The sequence below is a fragment of the Pseudomonas sp. UM16 genome (assembly GCF_050312595.1).
Lineage (GTDB): Bacteria > Pseudomonadota > Gammaproteobacteria > Pseudomonadales > Pseudomonadaceae > Aquipseudomonas.
In genome coordinates this window covers 211,747-230,622 of record NZ_JBNPJT010000010.1, presented here as the reverse complement: position 1 = coordinate 230,622, position 18,876 = coordinate 211,747, and the positions used below count along the sequence as shown (strand labels likewise).

General features: G+C 58.7%; 10 protein-coding genes and 2 rRNA genes. 9 read left to right on the top strand and 3 right to left on the bottom strand.

Features of this window, described 5'->3' with window-relative positions:
* The 8 genes from ACQRAX_RS14360 to ACQRAX_RS14325 all read left to right on the top strand — a co-directional run.
* Positions 1–2,355 (top strand): 23S ribosomal RNA (locus tag ACQRAX_RS14360); the annotation flags it as partial.
* A 138-nt stretch (positions 2,356–2,493) separates the two neighbouring features.
* A 5S ribosomal RNA gene (rrf, locus tag ACQRAX_RS14355) occupies positions 2,494–2,609 on the top strand.
* 171 nt (positions 2,610–2,780) lie between these two features.
* The gene (gene recC, locus ACQRAX_RS14350) at positions 2,781–6,260 is read left to right on the top strand and encodes an exodeoxyribonuclease V subunit gamma (RefSeq protein ID WP_412038444.1); all 3,480 of its coding nucleotides are present in this window, start codon (positions 2,781–2,783) and stop codon (positions 6,258–6,260) included.
* A complete protein-coding gene (gene recB, locus ACQRAX_RS14345; protein WP_412038445.1) occupies positions 6,257–9,937 on the top strand; it encodes an exodeoxyribonuclease V subunit beta in 3,681 nt (1,226 codons plus the stop codon). Before recC ends, recB begins: the two co-directional genes overlap by 4 nt.
* Positions 9,934–12,015, top strand: coding sequence for an exodeoxyribonuclease V subunit alpha (gene recD / locus ACQRAX_RS14340; RefSeq protein ID WP_412038446.1), 2,082 nt, complete (start codon positions 9,934–9,936; stop codon positions 12,013–12,015). The genes recB and recD overlap by 4 nt, the downstream gene beginning before the upstream one ends.
* A 113-nt stretch (positions 12,016–12,128) precedes the next feature.
* Positions 12,129–12,704 carry a YfiR family protein gene (locus ACQRAX_RS14335; protein WP_412038447.1) on the top strand — a complete coding sequence of 192 codons (576 nt, stop codon included), beginning with the start codon at positions 12,129–12,131 and terminating at the stop codon, positions 12,702–12,704.
* Positions 12,701–13,972, top strand: a complete 1,272-nt coding sequence (locus ACQRAX_RS14330; protein WP_412038448.1) for a diguanylate cyclase domain-containing protein — start codon at positions 12,701–12,703, stop codon at positions 13,970–13,972. Before ACQRAX_RS14335 ends, ACQRAX_RS14330 begins: the two co-directional genes overlap by 4 nt.
* 3 nt (positions 13,973–13,975) lie before the next feature.
* Positions 13,976–14,476 carry an OmpA family protein gene (locus ACQRAX_RS14325; RefSeq protein ID WP_412038449.1) on the top strand — a complete coding sequence of 167 codons (501 nt, stop codon included), beginning with the start codon at positions 13,976–13,978 and terminating at the stop codon, positions 14,474–14,476.
* A gap of 97 nt (positions 14,477–14,573) precedes the next feature.
* On the opposite strand, the gene ACQRAX_RS14320 is transcribed toward ACQRAX_RS14325, so the two are convergent.
* The 3 genes from ACQRAX_RS14320 to ACQRAX_RS14310 all read right to left on the bottom strand — a co-directional run bounded on the left by ACQRAX_RS14320 (position 14,574) and on the right by ACQRAX_RS14310 (position 17,211).
* Positions 14,574–14,813, bottom strand: coding sequence for a pyocin S6 family toxin immunity protein (locus ACQRAX_RS14320; protein ID WP_412038450.1), 240 nt, complete (start codon positions 14,811–14,813; stop codon positions 14,574–14,576).
* A 14-nt stretch (positions 14,814–14,827) separates the two neighbouring features.
* Positions 14,828–16,003: a colicin E3/pyocin S6 family cytotoxin gene (locus ACQRAX_RS14315; RefSeq protein ID WP_412038451.1), complete on the bottom strand. Its 1,176-nt coding sequence runs from the start codon at positions 16,001–16,003 to the stop codon at positions 14,828–14,830.
* A 236-nt stretch (positions 16,004–16,239) separates the two neighbouring features.
* Positions 16,240–17,211: a LysR family transcriptional regulator gene (locus tag ACQRAX_RS14310; protein ID WP_412038452.1), complete on the bottom strand. Its 972-nt coding sequence runs from the start codon at positions 17,209–17,211 to the stop codon at positions 16,240–16,242.
* A 137-nt stretch (positions 17,212–17,348) separates the two neighbouring features.
* Here ACQRAX_RS14310 and ACQRAX_RS14305 point away from each other — a divergent pair, with 137 nt between their 5' ends.
* Complete coding sequence (locus ACQRAX_RS14305) at positions 17,349–18,875, top strand: CoA-acylating methylmalonate-semialdehyde dehydrogenase (protein ID WP_412038453.1); 1,527 nt, start codon at positions 17,349–17,351, stop codon at positions 18,873–18,875.
* Position 18,876 lies beyond the last annotated feature (1 nt).

The following is an 18,876-nucleotide window of genomic DNA, read 5'->3' as shown; positions in this document are numbered from 1 at the left end:
TTGTTAGGTGACTGCGTACCTTTTGTATAATGGGTCAGCGACTTATATTCAGTGGCGAGCTTAACCGAATAGGGGAGGCGTAGCGAAAGCGAGTGTTAATAGCGCGTTTAGTCGCTGGGTATAGACCCGAAACCGGGCGATCTATCCATGGGCAGGTTGAAGGTTAGGTAACACTGACTGGAGGACCGAACCGACTACCGTTGAAAAGTTAGCGGATGACCTGTGGATCGGAGTGAAAGGCTAATCAAGCTCGGAGATAGCTGGTTCTCCTCGAAAGCTATTTAGGTAGCGCCTCATGTATCACTGTAGGGGGTAGAGCACTGTTTCGGCTAGGGGGTCATCCCGACTTACCAAACCGATGCAAACTCCGAATACCTACAAGTGCCGAGCATGGGAGACACACGGCGGGTGCTAACGTCCGTCGTGAAAAGGGAAACAACCCAGACCGTCAGCTAAGGTCCCAAAGTCATGGTTAAGTGGGAAACGATGTGGGAAGGCTTAGACAGCTAGGAGGTTGGCTTAGAAGCAGCCACCCTTTAAAGAAAGCGTAATAGCTCACTAGTCGAGTCGGCCTGCGCGGAAGATGTAACGGGGCTCAAACCATGCACCGAAGCTACGGGTGTCACTTAGGTGACGCGGTAGAGGAGCGTTCTGTAAGCCTGTGAAGGTGAGTTGAGAAGCTTGCTGGAGGTATCAGAAGTGCGAATGCTGACATGAGTAACGACAATGGGAGTGAAAAACTCCCACGCCGAAAGACCAAGGTTTCCTGCGCAACGTTAATCGACGCAGGGTTAGTCGGTCCCTAAGGCGAGGCTGAAAAGCGTAGTCGATGGAAAACAGGTTAATATTCCTGTACTTCTAGTTATTGCGATGGAGGGACGGAGAAGGCTAGGCCAGCTTGGCGTTGGTTGTCCAAGTTTAAGGTGGTAGGCTGAGATCTTAGGTAAATCCGGGATCTTAAGGCCGAGAGCTGATGACGAGTTGCCTTTAGGCGACGAAGTGGTTGATGCCATGCTTCCAAGAAAAGCTTCTAAGCTTCAGATAACTAGGAACCGTACCCCAAACCGACACAGGTGGTTGGGTAGAGAATACCAAGGCGCTTGAGAGAACTCGGGTGAAGGAACTAGGCAAAATGGCACCGTAACTTCGGGAGAAGGTGCGCCGGTGAGGGTGAAGGACTTGCTCCGTAAGCTCATGCCGGTCGAAGATACCAGGCCGCTGCGACTGTTTATTAAAAACACAGCACTCTGCAAACACGAAAGTGGACGTATAGGGTGTGACGCCTGCCCGGTGCCGGAAGGTTAATTGATGGGGTTAGCTAACGCGAAGCTCTTGATCGAAGCCCCGGTAAACGGCGGCCGTAACTATAACGGTCCTAAGGTAGCGAAATTCCTTGTCGGGTAAGTTCCGACCTGCACGAATGGCGTAACGATGGCGGCGCTGTCTCCACCCGAGACTCAGTGAAATTGAAATCGCTGTGAAGATGCAGTGTATCCGCGGCTAGACGGAAAGACCCCGTGAACCTTTACTATAGCTTTGCACTGGACTTTGAATTTGCTTGTGTAGGATAGGTGGGAGGCTTTGAAGCGTGGACGCCAGTTCGCGTGGAGCCATCCTTGAAATACCACCCTGGCAACTTTGAGGTTCTAACTCAGGTCCGTTATCCGGATCGAGGACAGTGTATGGTGGGTAGTTTGACTGGGGCGGTCTCCTCCTAAAGAGTAACGGAGGAGTACGAAGGTGCGCTCAGACCGGTCGGAAATCGGTCGTAGAGTATAAAGGCAAAAGCGCGCTTGACTGCGAGACAGACACGTCGAGCAGGTACGAAAGTAGGTCTTAGTGATCCGGTGGTTCTGTATGGAAGGGCCATCGCTCAACGGATAAAAGGTACTCCGGGGATAACAGGCTGATACCGCCCAAGAGTTCATATCGACGGCGGTGTTTGGCACCTCGATGTCGGCTCATCACATCCTGGGGCTGAAGCCGGTCCCAAGGGTATGGCTGTTCGCCATTTAAAGTGGTACGCGAGCTGGGTTTAGAACGTCGTGAGACAGTTCGGTCCCTATCTGCCGTGGACGTTTGAGATTTGAGAGGGGCTGCTCCTAGTACGAGAGGACCGGAGTGGACGAACCTCTGGTGTTCCGGTTGTCACGCCAGTGGCATTGCCGGGTAGCTATGTTCGGAAGAGATAACCGCTGAAAGCATCTAAGCGGGAAACTTGCCTCAAGATGAGATCTCACTGGAGCCTTGAGCTCCCTGAAGGGCCGTCGAAGACTACGACGTTGATAGGTTGGGTGTGTAAGCGCTGTGAGGCGTTGAGCTAACCAATACTAATTGCCCGTGAGGCTTGACCATATAACACCCAAGCAATTTGCGTCGAAGAGACCAGATTGTGGTGGTGAAGACGAAATGAACCGAAAGTTCGTAAAACCACAAACTGTCACATACCCAATTCGCTGGAGTGTCTACCAAGACCTTCTGGCAACAGAATTTCTTGACGACCATAGAGCATTGGAACCACCTGATCCCATCCCGAACTCAGCAGTGAAACGATGCATCGCCGATGGTAGTGTGGGGTTTCCCCATGTGAGAGTAGGTCATCGTCAAGATTAAATTCCGAAACCCCTATCTGCATCTGCAGGTAGGGGTTTTGTCTTTTCCGGCTTAGAGCCTTTGCGGGAGCCGGTCTTGCCGGCGATGCGCTGTAACAGACAAGCCGCAATCCTCAACCAAGCCCATGATATGGTTTCCCTCTGCCCGCACAGTCTCAAGGATGCCCAATGCCGCATACAAACCCACTCCTTCCAGGATTCATGGTGGTTCACGGCAACCGCCTGGATGAACTGCGCAGCCTGGTGGTGAGCTGGATGCGGCGTTATCCGTTGGCACCACTGGAAAACGAGATCGCGCTGGTACAAAGCAACGGTATCGCCCAATGGCTCAAACTGGCCCTGGCTGAAGACCCAGAAGATGACGATCAGGGCGGCTGCGGGATTGCCGCAGCAATCGAAGTGCAATTGCCCGGCAGCTTCATGTGGCAACTCTACCGCCGAGTGCTGGGGCGCGAAGAAATTCCGGAAGTTTCCCTGCTCGACAAAGCGCCACTGACCTGGCGTCTGATGCGTCTGCTCCCGGAAGTGATCGACAAGCCACATTTCGAACCCTTACAGCGCTTTCTGACTGACGACAGTGACCTGCGCAAGCGCTACCAGCTAGCCGAGCGCCTGGCCGACTTGTTCGACCAATACCAGGTCTACCGCGCAGACTGGCTCAAGGACTGGGCGGCTGGCCGCCATGTGCTCAATACCGCTCGTGGTGAGTCGAAGCCACTGCCGCCGGCCAACTGCTGGCAGGCAGAGCTGTGGCGTGCGCTGCTGGTGGATGTGGGTGAGGAGGGCATGGCTCAGAGCCGTGCCGGGGTGCATCAGCGCTTCATCGAGCGGATCAACAACCTTGAACAGGCCCCTGCTGGCTTGCCGTCACGGGTGATCGTCTTCGGCATTTCCTCGTTGCCTGCCCAGGCATTGGAAGCCTTGGCCGGCCTTGCACGTTTCAGCCAGGTGCTGCTGTGTGTGCATAACCCTTGTCGTCACCACTGGGCGGATATCGTTGCCGACAAAGACCTGTTGCGCCATCAGTACAAACGTCAGCAACGCAAGCAGGGCATGCCCAGCCTGATCGATGCACAAACTCTGCATCAGCACGCCCATCCACTGCTGGCGGCCTGGGGTAAGCAGGGTCGTGACTACATCAACCTGCTCGACAGTTACGATGACCCGGGCAGTTACCGTGCGGCGTTCAGTGACGGACGTATCGACCTGTTCAGTGACAGTGAACCGCAGAACCTGCTCAATCAGTTGCAGGACGATATTCTCGAATTGCGCCCCCTGGCAGAGACTCGCGCGTTGTGGGCTGCGGTTAACCCTGCCAAGGACCGCTCGGTACGCTTCCATATCGCCCACAGCCCGCAACGCGAAGTGGAGATTCTTCACGACCAGCTGCTCGCCCGCTTCAGTGCCGATCCCCACCTGCGCCCGCGTGACGTGATTGTCATGCTGCCGGATATCAACACCTACGCACCGCATATTCGTGCCGTATTCGGCCAGTTGGGTCGCGATGACCCGCGTTTCATTCCCTTTACCCTGACCGACCAAGGGCAGCGTGGTCGCGATCCGCTGCTGATTGCCCTTGAGCATCTGTTGAAGTTGCCGGACAGCCGCTTTGCGGTCAGCGAAATTCTCGACTTGCTTGATGTACCAGCCTTACGCGCCCGTTTCTCCATCAAGGAAAGCGAGTTGCCGATTCTACATCGCTGGATTGAAGGCGCCGGTATCCGCTGGGGATTGAACGCCGAGCAGCGCGCTAGCCTGGGCTTGCCGGCCGACCTGGAACAGAACAGCTGGCGATTTGGCTTGCGACGCATGCTCCTCGGGTATGCCGTGGGTGTTGGCGAAAGCTGCGACGGGATCGAGCCATTTGACGAAATCGGTGGACTGGACGCGGCGTTGATCGGCCCTCTGGTGGCACTGCTCGACGCTTTGGAGATTGCCTATCAGCAGTTGTCTGCGCCTGCCACGGCGGCGCAATGGGGCGAGCGCTTGCATGCGCTGTTGCAGGTGTTCTTCCTGGCCGAAACCGAGCATGACGACTACCTGTTGGTACAACTGCAGACGTTGCGTGAGACCTGGTTGCAGACCTGCGAATCGGTTGGCCTTGAAGACCTGCTACCGCTGACCGTGGTCCGAGAAGCTTGGCTGGCTGGGCTCGACCAGGGACGATTGTCACAACGCTTCCTAGCCGGCTCGGTGAATTTCTGCACGCTGATGCCCATGCGCGCCATTCCGTTCAAAGTGGTCTGCCTGCTTGGTATGAACGATGGTGATTACCCGCGTGCGCAACCGCCGCTGGACTTCGACCTGATGAGCAGTGACTATCGCCCTGGTGATCGCTCGCGTCGTGAAGATGATCGTTACTTGCTGCTTGAAGCGCTGCTATCGGCACGCGATCAGCTATATATCAGTTGGGTTGGCCGTAGCATTCGTGACAATAGCGAACGTCCTGCCTCGGTGCTGATTGGCCAGCTACGCGATCACCTTGCAGGCGGTTGGCAACTGACCGGCGCCAAACACGGCGACAAGCTCGATGGCGGCGAACAGCTGCTGCAGGCCTTGACCGTTGAACACCCGTTGCAGCCCTTCAGCGCCCGTTACTTTCACCAAGGTAGTAGCCTGTTCAGTTACGCGCGCGAGTGGCGAACCTTGCACCTGTCTGGCGTAGACCAGCCAAAAGCTGCAGAGCAATTGCCGCCCTTCAGCAGTGATGAAGCCCTGAGCCTGACCTTACTCCAAGACTTCCTGCGTCATCCCGTGCGGCACTTCTTCAGCCAGCGTCTGAAGGTGTTCTTCGAGTCGGTGGAAGCACCCTTGGCCGATGAGGAACCCTTCGTTCTTGATGCCTTGCAGCGTTACAGCCTGAGCGAAAGCCTGCTAGCTGCTGCCCTTGCGACCCCCGAGAACGCTACCCAGGCACTTGGTGCTCAGGCTCGTCGCCTGCAGGGTAGCGGCATGCTGCCATTGGCCGGTTTCGGCGAATGCCTGCAAGCGGAGCTGGTCGAGCCGTTACCGGATCTGTTGCAGCGTCATCAACAACTATTGCACCAATGGCCCAACGCCCTGGACAGCGCACTACCCATTCGCTTCGAGTACCGCCAACTCAAACTTGAAGGCTGGCTTGGGCGGGTTTACCAACGCGATGATCAATCCTTGCTCAGCATTACTACGTTGCCCAATGGCATCAGCAGTGGTCGATCATTGAAATGGCATCGGCTGACGGCAACCTGGGTCATGCATTTGGCCGCCTGTGCTGTGGGGCTGCCGTTGCACAGCGCTGTGGTGGCCACGGACGTGACTCTGTTACTGGCGCCCATCGAGCAATCCCGCGCCGCCGACTTGCTCGGTGACTTGCTGCTGGCCCGCCAGGCTGGCATGTGCACGCCGCTACCAGTGGCGGTCAAGACCGCCATTGCCTGGCTGGCCCAGAGCGATCCTGACAAGGCTCTGGCTGCTGCAGCCAAGGCCTACGAAGGCGATGGACAGAATAGCTTTGGCGAACGTAGTGAAAGCACCGCGCTGGCCCGGCAGTTCACTGATTTTGCGGCGTTGACTGCCAGCGAAGAATTCGAGGGGTGGTGTGAAGCCATGTTCCGGCCGATGTTCGATGCGCCCTGGCAGACCTTAGGCAATGAAGAGGACGGCGAATGAGTCGCACAGCCCCCCTGGCCCTGACCTTCCCGCTTCACGGCAGCCAACTGATCGAAGCCAGCGCCGGTACCGGCAAGACCTTCACCATTTCGGCGTTGTACCTGCGCCTGGTGCTGGGCCATGGTGGCGACCAAGGCTTCGGTCGCGAGTTGCTGCCGCCACAGATTTTGGTGGTGACCTTCACTGACGCTGCTACCAAGGAGTTGCGCGAACGTATTCGTACGCGTCTGGCAGAGGCTGCACGCTTCTTCCGTGGCGAGTTGCAAGACGCCGATCCGTTGCTGCAACTGCTGCGTGACGATTACCCACAGGACGTGTGGCCAGCCTGCGCCAACCGTCTGGATGTGGCTGCGCAATGGATGGATGAGGCGGCGGTGTCGACCATTCACAGTTGGTGTCAGCGCATGCTGCGAGAGCATGCCTTCGACAGCGGTAGCCTGTTCACCCAGACCTTGGAAACCGATCACAGCGAGTTGCTCGGCCAGGTCATGCGCGATTACTGGCGACGCTTTTGTTATGGCATGCAAGGCGACGCTCTGGCCTGGGTGCGTAGCCACTGGGTCAGTCCTGATGCGTTGCTGCCGCGGGTGCGCGCACTGTTTGGTCGTCAGCGCAATGCGAACAGCACCGAGGAACCGCAAGCGCTGATCAATGCTGTGCTGCAACAGCGCGCCGAACAGTTGCGCAGTCTCAAGGCGCCGTGGCTGCAATGGGCGGGGGAATTGTTACAGATCTGTCGCGACGGCGTAGGGAGCAAACAGGTCCATGGCAAATTCATTCAGGCGCGCTTCTTCGAGCCATGGTGCGAAAAGTTGCTGGTGTGGGCTGAAGACGAGCAGGTGCTGGAGCTTAGCCTTGGCACCGGTTTCACCCGCCTGACCCGTGCAGGCGTGGCAGAAGCCTGGAAGGGCGAGCCGCCAAGCCACCCGGCACTTCAGGCCATGGAGGGCTTGCAAGAGCAATTGAAAGCCTTGCCGACGCCCGACGCTTGCCTGTTGGAGCACGCTGCCACCTGGGTTGGCGTGCGTTTCGAACAGGAAAAGCGCCGCCGCGCGGAGATGGGCTTTGATGACATGCTCCTACGCCTCGATCATGCCCTGCACGGCGATACTGGCGAGCGTTTGGCGGGTTTGATCCGTGAGCAGTTCCCGGTGGCCTTGATCGATGAGTTTCAGGACACCGACCCGGTCCAGTATCGGATCTTTCAGCGTATCTACCGGATTGAGGAAAACCTCAGGGACACTGGCCTGTTTATGATCGGTGACCCGAAGCAGGCGATCTACGCCTTTCGCGGTGCCGATATCTTCACCTACCTAGGGGCCCGCCGTGCTACCGCCGGACGCCTGCACAGCTTGGACACCAACTACCGCTCCAGTCAGGACATGGTCGGCGCAGTCAATCATGTGTTCATGCAGGCTGAACGGCGTGAACAGGGGCGCGGTGCCTTCCTGTTCCGTGACGGTGATGACAACCCGGTGCCCTTTGTCGAGGTCAAAGCCAAAGGCCGCAGTGAGCAATTTCAGGTCGATGGGCAAGTGCTCGGCGCGCTCCATCTGTGGCAACTGCAAAGTGACGAGCCCGTCTCCGGGGCGGTCTACCGTCAGCAGCTCGCAGCCAGTTGCGCCAGTCATATCGTCGCGCTGCTCAATGGCGGGCAACAGGGCCGCAGCGGATTTATGCAGTCTGACCAGACGCTGCGTGGCTGTATGCCCTCGGACATCGCCATCCTTGTCCGTGATGGCCGCGAAGCGCAATTGATCCGCGCCGAACTGGCCGCCCGTGATGTACGCAGCGTGTACCTGTCAGACAAGGACTCGGTGTTCGCCGCTCAGGAAGCCCAGGACCTGCTGGCTTGGCTCAAGGCCTGTGCCGAACCGGATGCCGAGCGCCTGCTCAAAGCGGCGTTGGCCAGTATCACTTTGAATCTGCCGCTGTCGGCCCTGGAACAGTTGAACCAGAACGAGCGTGTGTGGGAACGCTGGGTTATGCAGTTCCGTCTGTACCGGCTGATCTGGCGCAGCCAGGGCGTATTGCCGATGCTGCGTCGACTGCTGCATGACTTCGAGTTGCCGCAGGTGTTGATGGCCCGCAGTGATGGTGAAAGGGTGCTGACCAACCTGCTGCATCTGGCCGAATTGCTGCAGCAGGCGGCGACCGAGCTGGACGGCGAACAAGCGCTGATCCGTCATCTCGGCGAGCACCTGGCCAGCGCCGGGCAAGCAGGTGAAGAGCAGATCCTGCGGCTGGAAAGCGATGAGCAATTGGTCAAGGTAGTCACCATCCACAAGTCCAAAGGCCTGGAGTACCCGTTGGTGTTTCTGCCTTTCATATGCACCAGCAAGCCGGTGGATGGTTCACGCCTGCCGCTGGTTTGGCACGACAGTCAAGGCCAGGCGCAACTGACCCTCACCCCGCAAACCGAGCAGATCGCCTTGGCCGACGATGAACGTCTGGCTGAAGACCTGCGCCTGCTCTACGTTGCTTTGACGCGCGCACAGCACGCCTGCTGGCTGGGTGTCGCCGACCTCAAGCGCGGTACTGGCAAGACTTCGCTGCTACACCGTTCGGCGCTGGGCTATCTACTCGGTGGCGGGGTGCCCCTGGCCGCCTCCAGCCAGTTGAGTGATTGGCTGCAGGCCCTGCAGGCCGGTTGCCCGGCGATTATCAGCCAAGTCAAACCTGAACCCGACGAACAACGCTACAGTGCGCCACGCAATCAGGCCGAACTGCTACCTGCGCGCCAGCCCAAACGTCGTGCGGCGGAGAACTGGTGGATCGCCTCCTACAGTGCGCTGCGCATTGGCGAGGAGTCGCTGACCCTGGCGGCAGACAGCTCACAAGCCCAGCAGTTGCTCGACGACGAGCGCCCTGACCCGCAACAGTTGCGCGAAGTTATGCCCGGCAGCGGCGATATCCACCGCTTCCCGCGTGGCCCTAATCCAGGGACGTTCCTCCACGGTCTGCTCGAGTGGGCGGGGCTTGAAGGTTTTGCCCAGGTGACGGCCGATGATGAAGCACTCAAACGCACAGTCGGCCAGCGCTGCAACCGGCGTGACTGGACGGGCTGGATCAACACGCTGAGCGTCTGGCTGCAGCAGTTGCTGGTGCAACCGATGGACCTGGCGCCGGATAGTCCGGCAACCGCCCTGAATCAACTGAGCCAGTACCAGATCGAGATGGAGTTCTGGTTCGCCAGCCATAAAGTCGATGTCGCTCAGCTTGATCGTCTGGTGGCTGAGCACACCCACCAAGGCGCAGCACGAATTGCGGCGCAACCGGCGCAGCTCAATGGAATGTTCAAAGGCTTCATCGACCTAGCCTTTGAACATGACGGGCGCTATTACGTGGCCGACTATAAATCCAACTGGCTCGGCCCTGACGATCAGGCCTACAGCGAGTTGGCCATGGAGTCGGCCATCCTCAGCCACCGTTACGACCTGCAATATGTGCTGTACCTGTTGGCCATGCACCGCCAGTTGCGTGCGCGGCTGCCAGATTACGATTACGACCAGCATGTGGGCGGCGCTGTGTTCATCTTTTTGCGCGGTGTGCATTCGGCCTCTGGCGGGGTGTATTTCGTCAAGCCGCCGCGGGAATTGATCGAGCGCCTCGATGACCTGTTCCGCGGCGTCAGTGCACCGCAGCAACATGACCTGTTCCAGGGAGATGCACCATGAGCCGTACCCTCGTCGACCTGTTGCCGACACCGCTGGATGCCGGGCATCTGGCAGCACTTGAGCCGTTGAGCAACAGTGCTGACTTGCTGGCTTTGCTCGATCGCTGGGTCGAGCGTGGCTGGCTGCGTGCCCTGGATCGGGCCTTCGTTGGCTTTCTCGAGGAGCGCGACCCAAGCGGTGATCCGCTGGTGCTGCTGGCGGCAGCCTTGGCCAGCCATCAGTTGGGGCATGGGCATGTGTGTCTGGACCTGGGCGAGACGCTTGCTGAGCCTGACTTTGCTCTGTCGCTGCCACCTGAGGGCGATGTTCTGGCAGGCCCTTTGTTGTTACCGTCACAACTGCTTGAACGACTGGCGCTGGGCACCTGGCTGCAACATCTGGCCAGCAGCCGTCTGGTCGCCAATGGTGCCAGCGGTGAACAAGCCTCACGGCCGTTGGTACTCAGCGGCCAGCGCTTGTACTTGCGTCGCTACTGGACCTATGAGCGGCAGATCGACAACGCCTTGCGCCAACGCCTGGAACAGCTTGAGCCGACGCCTATAGACCTGTCTGCACGCTTGGCCCAGTTGTTTGCCGGCGGCAGCCAGCCGGGTCTGGTGGACTGGCAAAAATTGGCTTGCGCCTTGGCCACCCGTGGGGCGTTCAGCATCATTACCGGCGGCCCTGGTACTGGCAAGACCACCACCGTGGTGCGCTTGCTGGCATTGCTCCAGGCCCCAGCGGTAGAGGCCGGACGGCCTTTGCGCATTCGTTTGGCGGCACCCACCGGCAAGGCGGCAGCGCGCCTGACCGAGTCCATTGGCCAACAGGTTGAGCGCCTGGCGGTTGCCGCCCAGGTGCGGGAAAACATTCCCACCGATGTCTCCACGGTCCACCGACTGCTCGGCAGCCGACCGGGCTCGCGGCATTTTCGTCACCACGCCGGCAATCCGTTGCCCTTGGATGTGCTGGTGGTCGACGAAGCGTCGATGATCGACCTGGAGATGATGGCTAACCTGCTTGCCGCGCTACCGCCTCATGCCCGTCTGGTATTGCTGGGGGACAAGGATCAGTTGGCTTCGGTGGAGGCGGGCGCGGTGCTCGGTGACCTGTGCCGGGATGCCGAGGCTGGCCGCTACAGCGCCCAGACTCAAGCCTGGCTGGAGCAGGTAAGCGGTGAAACACTGGCTGGCAGCGAACTGCAGGCGGGCAGCGTCGAGCAGTATCCCTTGGCGCAGCAGGTGGTGATGTTGCGTTTTTCCCGGCGCTTCGGCGAGACCAGTGGTATCGGCCGACTGGCACGGCTGGTCAACCTGCAAGACGCCGAGCAGGCCCGTGCCTTGTTGCAACAAACCCAGGATGATGTATTCGGCCTGACCCTGCGCGGTGAGCAGGATCGCGCCCTCGACCGGCTGCTGCTCGACGGCCTTGGCCGCGGTGTCGATGGCCCGCAGGGCTACCGCAGCTATTTGCAGGTCATTGGCCGGCAACGTCCGCCACTGTCCACACCAGCCGATGATCCGCGCTGGGAAGCGTGGGCCATGGCTGTGCTGCAGGGCTTTGAGACCTTCCAGTTGCTGTGCGCGGTGCGAAAAGGCCCATGGGGTGTCGAAGGTTTGAATCAGCGGGTGAGCCGAGTACTCGGCGGCGCCGGCCTGATCGATGCTGAACAACCCTGGTACGAAGGTCGGCCGGTACTGATGACCCGCAATGACTATGGGCTGGGCCTGATGAACGGCGACATCGGCATTGCCTTGCGCTTGCCCGATGAACAGCACCCTGGTCAGCAGGTATTGCGGGTGGCCTTTGCCCGCAATGATGGTCGCGGTGGTGTGCGCTTCGTGTTGCCCAGCCGTCTAAATGAAGTGGAAACCGTGTACGCCATGACCGTGCACAAATCTCAGGGCTCGGAATTCACTCATACTGCCTTGGTGTTGCCTGACGCGCTGAATCCGGTATTGACCAAGGAATTGATTTACACCGGTATCACCCGGGCGAAAAACTGTTTCACTTTGATAGAACCACGCCAAGGCATTTTCGAGGACGCGGTACGGCGCAAGGTCAAACGTATTTCCGGGTTAATGCTGGGGCAGGTATGAGCACGGCGATTCGGTCTTTTCCCGGATCGGCGGTGACCTGCTCACTCGCTGGGAAAACGGCCTCTGTGCTATCGTTGCGGCATCATCCCTCGGCGTTTTAAGAGATTTCCTTCATGAATGTGGCCGCCCCGACATCGGGACGTGTGATGAGCCGGGGGCGCTTGTTGCTGGCTGCGCTGCCGTTGCTTCTCGCCACGCTGGCCCATGCCCAGACCTCGCCAACCTCGACCCTGGCTGAACAGCGTGCCTCTGCGGTGACTCAGGTGGTACTGGGGATTCTCAGTTACGCGCGCTGGCCGGTGGAACCTGAACAACTGCGCCTGTGTCTGGTGGGCCCCACTGAGTATGCCGATGATCTGGTCAAAGGCACCACCCAGGCCACAGGCCGACCGGTGCTAGTGCGGCGCCTATTGGCCGCAGACCCGCGAATCGGCAATGAGTGTGAGGCGGTTTATCTGGGCGAATTGAACGCTGACGAACGCACCCAGTTGTTCAGCGCAATCAGTGGCCATCCGGTATTGAGCATCAGTGAGGCTGATGACCCGTGTACGGTAGGTAGCGTGTTCTGTTTGCGGGTCAGTGATCGCCAGGTGGCGTTCGACGTCAACCTTGATTCGGTGGCGCGTAGCGGCGTACGTATCCATCCTTCGGTGCTGCAATTGTCGCGGCGCAGGGCGGCACAGCCATGATTGGTTTCGGCTGGGGGCGCGAGCGCCCGACCTTGCGCGCTGTGCTGGGTCGTCGGCACTTGAGTGTGGCATTGCTGGCGGTGGGGCTGGCGGGTATTGCCCTGACTGTACTCGGGGTACTGGCGTTGCGGGTGTATGCCAACCACAACCTGCACTTGATTGCCCGCTCGATCAATTACACCGTCGAAGCTGCGGTGGTGTTCAACGACAGCAGCGCGGCCAATGAGGCCCTGGCCATGATCGCCTCCACTGAAGAGGTGGCGGACGTCAAGGTGTTCGACGACAACGAGCAATTGCTTGCCCGTTGGCAGCGCAGTGATGGCAGCCTGTTGGCGCAAATGGAGCAACAAGTGGCGCGCAGTCTGCTTGAAGAGCCGATCATCCTGCCGGTGCTGCATCAGGGCCAGCAGGTCGGGCGAATCGAACTGATCGGACAGGGCGGCAGCCTGGTGCGCTTTCTGCTCAGTGGTTTGGCCGGCATCATGCTGTGTACGGTGCTCAGCGCCGTGGGCGCGTTGTATCTGTCGCGGCGTATGTTTGGCGATATTGTCGGTCCGTTGCGTAGCCTGGCCACGGTGGCGCACGCCGCACGCCGCGAACGCCGTTTCGATCGCCGGGTACCACCGGCGCAGATCGCCGAGCTCAATGAGTTGGGCAATGACTTCAATGCTCTGCTCGACGAACTGGAAAGCTGGCAGAGCCACCTGCAGAGCGAAAACGAAAGCCTTGCCCATCAAGCCAGTCATGACAGCCTGACCGGCCTGCCCAACCGGGCCTTTTTCGAAGGTCGGCTCAGTCGCACGCTGCGCAATGCCAACAGGTACCAGGAGCACATGGCCCTGCTGTTTCTCGACAGTGACAACTTCAAAGAGATTAACGACAGCCACGGTCATGCTGCGGGTGATGAAGTGCTGGTCAGTGTTGCCACGCGAGTGCGTGCGCAACTGCGCGAGCATGATCTGGTGGCGCGCTTGGGCGGTGACGAATTTGCCGTGTTGCTGGCGCCCTTGCACAGCCTGGAAGATGCCCAACGCATTGCCGAAAAGATCATTGCCAGCATGCGCCTGCCGATAGCCCTGGCCGAAGGTCAGAAGATCGTCACCTCATTGAGCGTCGGTATCGCTTACTTCCCGGATGACGGCCGAACGCCGTCCGAGCTGCTCAATGCCGCCGATGCGGCGATGTACCAGGCCAAGCGCAACACCCGTGGCCAATGGCAAATGGCAGAGACGGAGCGCTCTGCCAATCAAGTAAAAAACAGGAGCTGAACCGTGATACACCTGAGTCGAAATCTGCGTACCCACTTTGTCTGCCTGGCCCTGCTATTGCTGGCGCTGAGCGGCTGCCAGAGTGTGCCGCCCAAGGGCCTGACGCCTGAACAGATTGCTGTGCTCAAACAGGAAGGCTTTCGCTTGACTGACGAAGGCTGGGAGTTCGGCCTGTCGAGCAAGGTGTTGTTTGGTAGCGACCTGGATTCGCTCAATAATGAAAGCCGGAGTATTGTCGAGCGCATTGGCAGGTCACTGCTGTCGGTAGACATCCAGCGCGTGCGGGTTGATGGCCATACCGATGCTTCGGGTAGGGCTGCTTACAACGAACAACTGTCACTGCGCCGAGCCAAGAGTGTGGCCAACGTCCTGACTTCCGTTGGCATGCGCCCAGAAAACGTCGAAACTCGTGGCCTGGGCAGCCGCGAACCGGTGGCCAGCAATGACACCCGCGCCGGGCGTATGGAAAACCGTCGGGTGGCTATCGTGGTCGCTTCCGACTAATCGGCAAACGCACACCTTCAGTTTACCGCCGTGCAGGATGACAGTCCTTTAGTGTGGGCGGGCTACATCTGCATGGTGGTTGTCGCGGCCTATGATGCTACGCAACAACACCAATAAACATGTCGAGGTTGTCTGGCAGAGTTTCTTTGATCGCATTGGCGATCTGGCTGACCTGCTCACTTGTTAGTGGTAGCTCCCCATCAGCTTCAGCGGCAAGACTCTTCCAACCTAAAATGTCCATTACCTTTTGTTCAAATACTGGCGCCACGTCCAGCTCGTACTTCAACGAGCTATCTTGAAAGCTGTCAGGCAAAAATCCGGTGATGCACAAGTACATAACTACCTCTCGGTCTATTTGGGAGTGGTTCTTCCCAGTTTTGCAGACTTGTTTTGTTCGCCAGTCTCTGGATTGTACTCGCCCAAATGTTTGCCTTGTTTATCGTACATTTCAACTGCCCCGTGCTGGCTGTCCCACTCGTAAATCCGCCCTTTAGAGTCTTTCCAGCGAGTACGCTTTTTACCACCACCTTGAACATTGCTTTTTGATTTCTCCCTCACTGCATCAGGAAATGCCGTCAGTCCTTTAGGCGCAGGATGATAGCTATGGTCACCTGGGACATTCAGTGAGATATAAATCGGCTGAATGTCGGTGTCTGGAAATGTGACAATTGTGTCTTGATAGTCTGGCGGGTGTACTGGATTCACCAGTATCTTATTGGCCTGCTCGTTCGGCGGATACACCCACACAGGAGGTAATTGTGGGGCGCCTTCCAGAGCAGGAATACCTAGTACACCGTCAGGGCTTGCTGATGGTATCCAAGTGAGGCCAATACCGTTGCCGATGTCAGCAACATACTTCTCGCCGTCCTTGGTGGCCTTGATAACGGGGACGTTTTCCCAATCCGTTTTGCCGCCCGTATAAAATCCGTATACGTCAACAGACCCATCTGGCAAGGTCTTCACGTTTACACGAACACGGGTGCGGCCAGCAGCAAGTGTTGCGTACTGATCTTTCGTATAGAAGGCGCTGTCGGGTGCAATGCTTGTGTTCGGCATCAGAAGTGCAAGGGTGCCTACAGCCGTACTCGCTGCAAGTGCTCCAACACCCTCCAACAAACTCAATGCGAGAGTACCCCGCAATCGCTGGGCGAGAGCTCCGCCCGTAACAGACCCTCCCACTACCTGAAGCGAGGTGCCTTCGGCTGTGATTGCAGCCCCAGTGCCAAGCACAGCCCACAGTCCGTAGTCAGACAGCTTCTCAAGCGGGATAAAATCGGAAGGATTGTTGTGATTGATTATGCCGTCAGGGAGGTTGCAACTCTTGGCGAAAACGCAGCCGACTGGCCTGACATCCTCCGGTTTCTTGATCGCCTTTCTACGTGCGTCAGCTTCCCGTTCGTTTCGAGCGTTCGCGGCCACAGTCCTGGCCCACGCCGCCTTTGCTGCCTCTTTCGCCTCGGTATGTCGCCTGTTACCGTCTATCCCATTACATCCCTTATAACTCGGGAGTGGGCTTTCAACCGCCATAACACCTCCTGTGCGAATTGACGATCCATGTTTCGCCATTTAAGTGCGACAGGACGCTACTTCATGGGTGTTCGGCATGTCTGTAGGACGATTCTCAAAAGTTAAAGATCATCAGTGGCTGCTTGAGTGGGGTGACTCCATTGGGGGGGCAGAATGCAAGCGTCGGGTGTTACAAGTTGGATATCAAACACTGATACAACGTATTGCCAAAGGCTGTGGACCTCGTTACGAATCCGCTACCTGATTTCCTTGAAGAACTGATAGTCGGCAAACAACATCGCCCGACTCTCACCCATCATCAGCCCTTGATTCTGCTCAGTCGTTTCGCGGATGTAATCCCACAACAGAGTAATCCGCTTCAACTTGCGCAAATCCTCGCGGCAGTACATCCAGAACTGCCGGGTAATCTCCACCTCTTCGGGCAGGATCGCCACCAGGCGCGGATCTTGTGCGGCCAGAAAACACGGCAGAATCGCCAGGCCCCGACCCTGCTGCGCTGCCACGTACTGAGCGATCACGCTGGTGCTTCGCAAGTTGGCGCTGGCGGCCGGAATCAGATTGGCCAGGTACAGCAGTTCTGAGCTGAAGGCCAGGTCATCGACGTAACTGATGAACTGATGCCGGGCCAGGTCGCTGCTGCGCGTGATCGGCTCGTGGCTGTCCAGGTACTCTTGAGTGGCGTACAGGCGCAGGCGGTAGTCGCATAGCTTGCAGCAGACATAGGGGCCATGCTCCGGGCGCTCCAGGGCAATAACGATGTCGGCTTCGCGCTTGGACAGGCTGATGAAGTGTGGCAGCGGCAGGATGTCGACTGAAATGGCTGGGTAGGCGTCGACGAAGTGGCTCAACTGTGGGGTGACGAAGAAGCTGCCAAAGCCCTCGGTGCAGCCCATGCGCACATGCCCGGAAAGTGCCACGCCAGATCCTGAAACCTGCTCGCAAGCCATGTGCAGGGTACTTTCGATCGACTCGGCGTAGCTGAGCAGGCGCGTGCCTTCGGTGGTCAGGACAAAGCCGTTGGTCCGCGATTTTTCAAACAACAAGGTGCCCAGCGCCCCTTCCAGCGAACTGATTCGCCGCGACACCGTGGTGTAGTCCACCCCCAGGCGTTTGGCCGCGCTGCTGGCCTTGCGGGTACGGGCCACTTCGAGAAAGAACTTCAGGTCATCCCAGTTCAAGGCGCCTAGAGAGGTGATGTTTTTTTGCATGATGGTCCGGCTTTTATGTGCGTTCTTATTGGATCTTTGCACATCTATACTGCAAAACAAGCCCTAAACCCAAGCGCCCGTCGTGGCTGACCCGGCGGCGTCGATCTCTCCCTAACAACAATTTCAGGAGAACGCACATGAACGCATCCCTCACTCCCGGCCAGACCAAGGTCGAGCAGGTCAAGTTGCTGATCGACGGCCAGTGGGTCGAGTCGAAAACCAACGAATGGCGCGACGTGGTTAACCCGGCCACTCAACAAGTGCTGGCCCGTGTGCCATTCGCCACGGCTGAAGAAGTCGATGCGGCGATCGCCGCCGGTCAACGTGCCTTCAAAACCTGGCGCGACACCCCGATCGGTGCGCGTATGCGCATCATGCTCAAGCTGCAGGCGCTGATCCGTGAACACTCCAAGCGCATCGCCGTGGTTCTCAGTGCAGAGCAGGGCAAGACCATTGCCGACGCCGAAGGCGATATTTTTCGCGGCCTGGAAGTGGTTGAGCACGCATGCAGCATCGGAACCCTGCAGATGGGCGAGTTCGCTGAAAACGTTGCCGGTGGTGTCGATACCTACACCCTGCGCCAGCCGATCGGTGTCTGCGCTGGCATCACGCCGTTCAACTTCCCGGCAATGATCCCGCTGTGGATGTTCCCGATGGCCATCGTCTGCGGCAACACCTTCGTGCTCAAACCGTCGGAACAGGATCCGCTGTCGACCATGCTGCTGGTTGAGCTGGCGCTGGAAGCCGGTGTGCCGGCGGGGGTGCTTAACGTGGTACACGGTGGCAAGCAGGTGGTCGACGCCTTGTGCACCCACACCGACATCAAGGCTATTTCCTTCGTCGGTTCCACTGAAGTCGGCACCCACGTCTACAACCTCGCTGGCCAGCACGGCAAGCGCGTTCAGTCGATGATGGGCGCGAAGAACCACGCGGTGGTCCTGCCGGATGCTAACCGCACCCAAACCCTCAACGCCCTGGTCGGCGCAGGCTTCGGCGCGGCGGGTCAACGCTGCATGGCCACATCAGTTGCAGTGTTGGTGGGCAAGGCCCGCGAGTGGCTGCCTGAGCTCAAGGCACTGGCCGCCAACCTCAAGGTCAACGCTGGTAATGAGCCAGGTACTGATGTCGGCCCGCTGATTTCCAAGCGTGCCAAGGAACGTGTGCTGGGCTTGATCGAAAGCGGTATCAAGGAAGGCGCCACGCTCGAACTCGACGGTCGCGATGTCAGCGTGCCGGGTTACGAGCAAGGCAACTTCGTCGGCCCGACCCTGTTCTCTGGGGTGACCACCGACATGCAGATCTACACCCAGGAAATCTTCGGTCCGGTGCTGGTGGTGCTGGAAGTCGATACCCTTGACGAAGCCATCGCCCTGGTCAACCGCAACCCCTTCGGCAACGGCACAGGCCTGTTTACCCAGAGCGGTGCGGCGGCGCGCAAGTTCCAGAACGAAATCGACGTCGGTCAGGTCGGCATCAATATCCCGATTCCGGTGCCAGTGCCGTTCTTCAGCTTCACCGGCTCGCGTGGCTCCAAGCTTGGCGATCTGGGCCCGTACGGCAAGCAAGTGGTGCAGTTCTACACTCAGACCAAGACCGTCACCAGCCGCTGGTTTGATGACGACAGCGTCAACGACGGTGTGAACACCACCATCAGCCTGCGCTAAG

Bases quoted from the DNA above. Each gene is read 5' to 3' on its own strand.
- recC (WP_412038444.1), top strand. From the start codon at position 2,781: ATGCCGCATACAAACCCACTCCTTCCAGGATTCATGGTGGTTCACGGC.
- recB (WP_412038445.1), top strand. From the start codon at position 6,257: ATGAGTCGCACAGCCCCCCTGGCCCTGACCTTCCCGCTTCACGGCAGC.
- recD (WP_412038446.1), top strand. From the start codon at position 9,934: ATGAGCCGTACCCTCGTCGACCTGTTGCCGACACCGCTGGATGCCGGG.
- ACQRAX_RS14335 (WP_412038447.1), top strand. From the start codon at position 12,129: ATGAATGTGGCCGCCCCGACATCGGGACGTGTGATGAGCCGGGGGCGC.
- ACQRAX_RS14330 (WP_412038448.1), top strand. From the start codon at position 12,701: ATGATTGGTTTCGGCTGGGGGCGCGAGCGCCCGACCTTGCGCGCTGTG.
- ACQRAX_RS14320 (WP_412038450.1), bottom strand. From the start codon at position 14,813: ATGTACTTGTGCATCACCGGATTTTTGCCTGACAGCTTTCAAGATAGC.
- ACQRAX_RS14315 (WP_412038451.1), bottom strand. From the start codon at position 16,003: ATGGCGGTTGAAAGCCCACTCCCGAGTTATAAGGGATGTAATGGGATA.
- ACQRAX_RS14310 (WP_412038452.1), bottom strand. From the start codon at position 17,211: ATGCAAAAAAACATCACCTCTCTAGGCGCCTTGAACTGGGATGACCTG.
- ACQRAX_RS14305 (WP_412038453.1), top strand. From the start codon at position 17,349: ATGAACGCATCCCTCACTCCCGGCCAGACCAAGGTCGAGCAGGTCAAG.